Origin of the sequence: Vibrio sp. Isolate34 (assembly GCF_022397915.1) — a bacterium.
Classification (GTDB): Bacteria; Pseudomonadota; Gammaproteobacteria; order Enterobacterales; family Vibrionaceae; genus Vibrio.
On the sequence record NZ_JAKEUO010000005.1, the window covers coordinates 256,496 to 262,507 of the forward strand.

The 6,012-nt window shown below is 44.5% G+C and carries 6 protein-coding genes; all 6 read left to right on the plus strand.

From position 1 onward, the window contains the following. Positions 1-95: 95 nt before the first annotated feature. A complete protein-coding gene (locus tag L1D22_RS08190; RefSeq protein ID WP_239829360.1) occupies positions 96-908 on the plus strand; it encodes a crotonase/enoyl-CoA hydratase family protein in 813 nt (270 codons plus the stop codon). A gap of 93 nt (positions 909-1,001) precedes the next feature. Beyond that, a complete protein-coding gene (locus tag L1D22_RS08195) occupies positions 1,002-2,180 on the plus strand; it encodes an outer membrane protein transport protein (RefSeq protein WP_239829361.1) in 1,179 nt (392 codons plus the stop codon). Next, a complete protein-coding gene (locus tag L1D22_RS08200) occupies positions 2,180-2,869 on the plus strand; it encodes a hypothetical protein (RefSeq protein ID WP_239829362.1) in 690 nt (229 codons plus the stop codon). Before L1D22_RS08195 ends, L1D22_RS08200 begins: the two co-directional genes overlap by 1 nt. A 274-nt stretch (positions 2,870-3,143) precedes the next feature. Next, positions 3,144-3,779 (plus strand): SDR family oxidoreductase, encoded by a 636-nt coding sequence (locus L1D22_RS08205; RefSeq protein ID WP_239829363.1) that lies wholly within the window; start codon positions 3,144-3,146, stop codon positions 3,777-3,779. A gap of 261 nt (positions 3,780-4,040) precedes the next feature. Next, a complete protein-coding gene (locus L1D22_RS08210) occupies positions 4,041-5,153 on the plus strand; it encodes an NADH:flavin oxidoreductase (RefSeq protein WP_275665024.1) in 1,113 nt (370 codons plus the stop codon). A 186-nt stretch (positions 5,154-5,339) separates the two neighbouring features. Beyond that, on the plus strand, positions 5,340-6,012 hold a 673-nt coding region (locus L1D22_RS08215; protein WP_239829364.1), incomplete at its 3' end, for an IS5 family transposase.

Here is a 6,012-nt window from a genome sequence, read left to right on the forward strand (position 1 = left end):
GTTAGCCAACACAGATCTCGCTTCTAAAGCGTCAATTTTGCATATGTGACTAAGATGGCTACGCTAAAGGTCAGACCACTTAATTGGATAGCCAAATGCCTGAACTTGAACGCCTTACTTGCTCCATTGATGAGAACCAGATCGCGACGGTTGTACTGAATCGCCCTGACAAGCTGAATGCCATTGATATGGCGATGTTTCAAGGGGTGAACAACATGGTCAGTCAGCTTAAAAAGAACACTGAAATTCGTGCGGTGATCGTAAAAGGCAGTGGTACAGACTTTTGTTCCGGGCTTGATGTGAAGTCTTTGTTGACCAGTAAATCTGGCGCGATGAAGCTTCTGTTCAAATGGTTACCGACATTACCAAACGCTGCGCAACGCTTTTCTTTAGGCTGGCGAGATATTCCATGCCCCGTGATTTTTGCGATTCACGGGCGTTGCTGGGGAGGTGGTCTTCAACTCGTCAGTGGTGGTGACTTTAGAATCGCCAGTCCGGACGCCAACTTTTCTATCTTAGAAGCTAAGTGGGGACTGATTCCTGACATGGGTGGCGCGATTGCCTTTCGAGAGCTGATGCGAAAAGATCACACCTTAGAAATGGCGATGACCGCTAAGGTGATCAATAGTGAGACTGCCAAAGAATATGGGCTTGTCACAAAAATAGCCGAAGATCCGTACACTGAAGCTTATGCCTTGGCACTGGAGTGTGCGAACCGATCGCCAGATGTGGTTGCTGCCAACAAGAAACTCTATAACAAAACTTGGTGGTCTAGCCCCGGCATCGCCTTGTTTTATGAGACTTGGTATCAGATTAAAGTTGCTCTAGGTAAGAACCGAGCGATCGCTGCTCAGCGTGAAATCCACAGTGACAAACCACGCGCTTATGTGGCTAGGAAGTTTAAATAGTGTTTGTACAGGAATAATCGATATTCCCTTTGTTTATCGGGCTTTGCGGTAACCTTAGCGCAATTTAATGTCTAAGGCTGAATGAGCACTCTGATGAACAAAACTTTTACCTACTCTCTAGCTGCCACCGCAATATTTACAAGTTTGAACGCTTTCGCAAGTGGTCTGTTTTTACAAGAGGCCGTTGTTGCCAACGCTGGTACTACTGGCGCTGGTGACGGTGTTTACACTCGATCTGCTGCGGCGATGTGGACTAACCCTGCCACTATGTCTCATATGGGCGAAAGCAAGACTACCATTAATACCATGGCGTTTGATCTTGAAATGAAATATCAAGATAACGGGGATAAGCAGGATGGTAAAGGCCATTCAGTACTGCCTTCATTTGGTGCTTTCCATGCTCATCAAGTGACTGACAAATTACACCTTGGTATTGCATTAGGGGTAGTAGGCGGTTCAAGCTTGGATTACGGCAGTGAGTGGGCAGGTCGCCTTTTGCTTGAAGAAATCACGCTGACTGCGATGCAAGTGAATCCTGCCTTGAGTTACCAAATTAACGACCAATGGTCGGTAGGTGCTGGTGTTCAGTTGAGCTGGGCTGCATTCGAGCAATCGACTTCTAGGTTTACAGCTAAACAAGACACTGACTGGGCTTATGGCTATAACTTCGGTGTAATGTACACGCCAACAGACAAACTTAAGTTGGGTGCCAGCTATCGCTCGAAACTAGAGCATGAGTTTAACAATGAGTTGAGTGGAAGTGTGTTTAACTCACTGTCGACAGACCTCGCGCTGCCTGAGATCGTTGATTTAAGCGCAAGCTATGCATTGAACTCTCAACTTGACTTACTTGCTAGCGTTCAGTTCCACCGCTGGAGTGAGTGGGATGCAACGGTTCTTGATTTCGGAATTCCTGCAGATTCTCTAAATGGAGTTTCAATTCCAAGAAATTGGGACGACGTGTGGAAGTTTGCAGTCGGTGCGGACTACCAATTGAACTCTGATTGGCGTTTAAAAGCTGGCTTCTCTTACGAAACTTCCCCACAAGACGATCCTTCAATGCAGTGGGTGGACCTTCCTGTAGGCGAGCAGTATCGCTACTCAGTGGGTGCATCTACCTACTGGGACGACATCTTAATTGACGTTTTCTATGAATACGCAGACTTAGGAACAGTTGAGATGGATCGTTATGGTCGATTCGGTCAGGTTAACCTGTTAAACGGCTCGTTCGATGGTCGTATTCACTTTATTGGTGTTAGCGCGACCTTCTAATGACATTACGTAATCTATTAATTATTACTTCGCTAATACTAGGCTCAACGGGTGTTTTGGCTGAAGATAAGCACCCAGATGATCCGACTAAGATCGTAACCAAAGCGGGCGTTGCTTATAACGAAGAGCTTAAGTTTTCGGGCTCTATTGGGCTTGATGAAGCACGAATGATCAATGCTCGCGTTAATGCCGACGGCGCAGAGTGGCGAGTTGGCGGTTCATGGCTATTGCCTATGGGTATCGTGAACTTCAACTTTAGCCGTTCTGAATACGATAACGATGCGTATAAGAATAACTACAGTATAGGTACGTTTATACCTCTGAGTTATTTCGACATTGAGCCGTTCGGTTGGCAAATCTTCCCTATGGCTGGCTACAGTTATAATGATGGCAAAGTGGCAGTGTTCGATGATGATAACGTTGGCTCTGACTATGTATTGATGCCGAATTCTACACATGGTGGCTATATCGGAGCGTTTGGCTTAAAAACGATAACCGATGAATGGTCTATCATGGGCTTCGGTGGTGGTTCAATGGGCTCTGATGATTATTCAGGGTACTGGACTGGCGTTGGTGCGAGCTACAAGTTGAGTGATGCTCAATCATTCAACTTTTTCACTATTTTTGCTGAGGATGATTTCGGCGAAAATAACAGTGTTGGCGCATCTTATACCTATGAGTTCAACTAAGCTTCAATCCGCTCCCCATAAATAAAAAAGCTGAGTGTAGGTCGCCTGTTTAGGTGGACTTACACTCAGCGCTTGTTGTGTTTCTGCTGCATCATTCCCATCTCGAGATATCCCTATTTTCTGCTAAGGCATCTACTGAATCTCGCTAAACATTAGTTGGTTAATGGATGAAGCTTTTAATATTGAGACTTATTCGCATTTATTGATCTAAGCGAAAGAACCGATTAGATTGTGTCGTTAGTATTAGGAACAACATGATTTTTTTGAGGTATTTATGAGTACAGTCGTAGTATGGGGAGCAGGTAGCGGTTTGGGTGCAGCAATGGTCGAGCACTTTCATCAACAAGGTTTTGAAGTGATTGCGATTGCTAGAAATCCAGAGAAGAACCCGCGCTTGGCAATTCTTGGCGTAACTTCATTTAGCTGCGATGCAACCGACAAGCAACAAGTGGAAAAAACGGTTGCTGAGCTACCGAAATCGGCATTGGTTGTTTCAAGCATGGGCAGTTTTAGAGCGGATGTTCCGGTTGACTACATTGGTCATCGACATGTGATTGATGCGTTGGAAACGAACGAAATCAAACGCTTTGTGTTGGTGACGTCTTTAGGTTGTGGTGATTCATGGCAGTACCTATCAGAGCGCTCTAGAAAAGGGTTCGGCGCTGCCGTTCGTGAAAAATCATTGGCGGAAGCTTGGTTAACCTCTAGCTCGTTGGATTACACGATTCTTCGCCCAGGTGGTTTACTCGATGGCGAGGTGACTGGTAACGGTGAGCTTTCCCAACAAGTGGAAGTGCATGGTGTGATTTACCGACAAGAAGTAGCACGCCTTATCGAAACTCTATTGGCGAACGAAGCGAGTATCGGCCAAGTGTACCAATGTATCGACCCTACGGTTAAATACGGCTAACTCTTTTAAAGCGTTAGTCTGAGGTATATCTACCGAACCATAAACTTCTAAAGCCGTTTAGCCTGACTGAACGGCTTTTTGTTTGCTTCCTATATTTTCTCTATCTCCTCGCTTTTGAATCCATTTATAGCCTGTTTCTTATGTGAGAGTGCCGCTCTCTTAATCTAGATTAAGTTTTGCTTGTCATATTCTCTGTAGTATCCGCGTCAATCAGCCCCGTTAGATGGGCACTTGCGTAACACGATTGAGTGAGGAATAGATTTGAGTACTTTGTTTACAGAAACCCGCATTGGCACCATGACGCTTAAAAACCGCTTTATGAGAAGTGCGACGTGGGAAAATATGGCGACCGAAGATGGCCATATGACAGATAAACTTTACGCTATCTATGAAGAGTTGGCTCAAGGTGAGGTTGGCTTGATCGTGACGGGTTATGCGAACATCGTTGAAGAAGAAAAGCCGAATGCTGGCATGATGGGCATGTATAACGATTCGTTTATCGATGAATACAAAAAGCTGACTCAACTGGTTCATGACAACGACTCTAAAATCGTAATGCAATTGGCTTATGGCGGTACGAAAACCACGTATGACCTTGGCGAGCGAGTGATCTTTGCACCGAGTGAGGTTCCTGAAAAAGGGACTCAAACACTGGGTAAAGCGATGACCAAAGAGGAAATTGATTACATTGTCGATGCGTTTGCTAAAGCGTCACTGAGAGCACAACAGTCGGGTTTTGATGGTGTTGAGATTCATGCAGCACACACATACTTGATCAATCAGTTCTTAAGCCCTTACTACAACCAACGTGAAGATGAATACGGTGGTAGCTTAGAAAATCGCATGAGATTCTTGCTTGAGATCTACACGGCAACACGCAAGTTGGTGGGTGATGATTTCCCTATCTTGGTTAAGCTGACCGCTTCTGAGTTTTTCGAGGGCGGTGTGACCTTTGATGAAACGCGTTTGGTGTGTAAAAAGCTCGAAGAAATTGGCGTTGATGGCATTGTGGTTTCTGGCAACATTCACGGCAAAGCTGACACCATGATTGGCGAGTCACATGATGGGTTTACTATCCAAGCGGAAGGCTACTTCCATGAGTATGGCCATGCGATAAGCCAAGACGTTAATATTCCAGTTATCACGGTAGGCGGCTTAACTGATTTCGATGCCATTGAAGCTATCGCAAACAACACGGGTATTGAATACTTCGCGCTTTCAAGACCGCTGCTTTCTGAACCACATTTGGTTAAGCGTTGGAAAGAAGGGGATAGAAGCCCTGTTGAGTGTGAGAGATGTTCTAAATGTCGCACTAAGCGCGGTAACTTCTGTATAGTAAACAAAGACAGAAAAGTACAGCTTGCTCGTATGTAGTCGCTGAGTCTAAGTTTGAGCCTGTGTAATATCGCAGGTTCATGTTTTTCTAGACTTTCATTAATCGATATTTGAAACGTTCTTAGGGCATGTTGATCTTTCGAGAGTGTTTTTTGAACAGCATGGTAAAGAGTTATAATTTGCTTCGCCAAAAGTAAAACCATAACCAATACCATGCCAAGAACAATGCTAACTGATATTCGCTGGAAACTGCTACTCCAAGTTATGAAAAGTACAGGTCGTATTTACGATAAAACTGAACATCGAATGACATTTGAAGGAATACTTTATCGAATGAGAACAGGTATTCCTTGGCGGGATCTACCCTCTGNTATTTACGATAAAACTGAACATCGAATGACATTTGAAGGAATACTTTATCGAATGAGAACAGGTATTCCTTGGCGGGATCTACCCTCTGAGTTCGGAGAGTGGAGTACCGTTTACAGACGATTTAATCTTTGGTCAAAGAAAGGGATTTTAGATAGTCTTTTCAAAAGCTTATCTAGTATGGCTGATTTTGAATGGGTATTTCTTGATGGCTCTATAGTTAGAGCGCATCAGCATAGTACAGGTGCAGCGACTGAAAGCTCAGAGCAAATAGGAAAAAGTCGCGGGGGCAACTCAACCAAAATTCACTTAGCCGTGGATAGTGGTGGCCTGCCGATTTGCTTTGATTTATCAGAGGGACAACGCCACGATATAGTGCATGCCGAAAGCTTAGTTGAGCAACTCGATGAAGTTAATACCATCGTTTGTGATAAAGGATATGACAGCGAACCTTTCCGTACTTTTGTTAAGGAGTGTGGCGGAGAAACGGTAATTGCCAAACGCAATTATGGACAAGATATAGACAAAG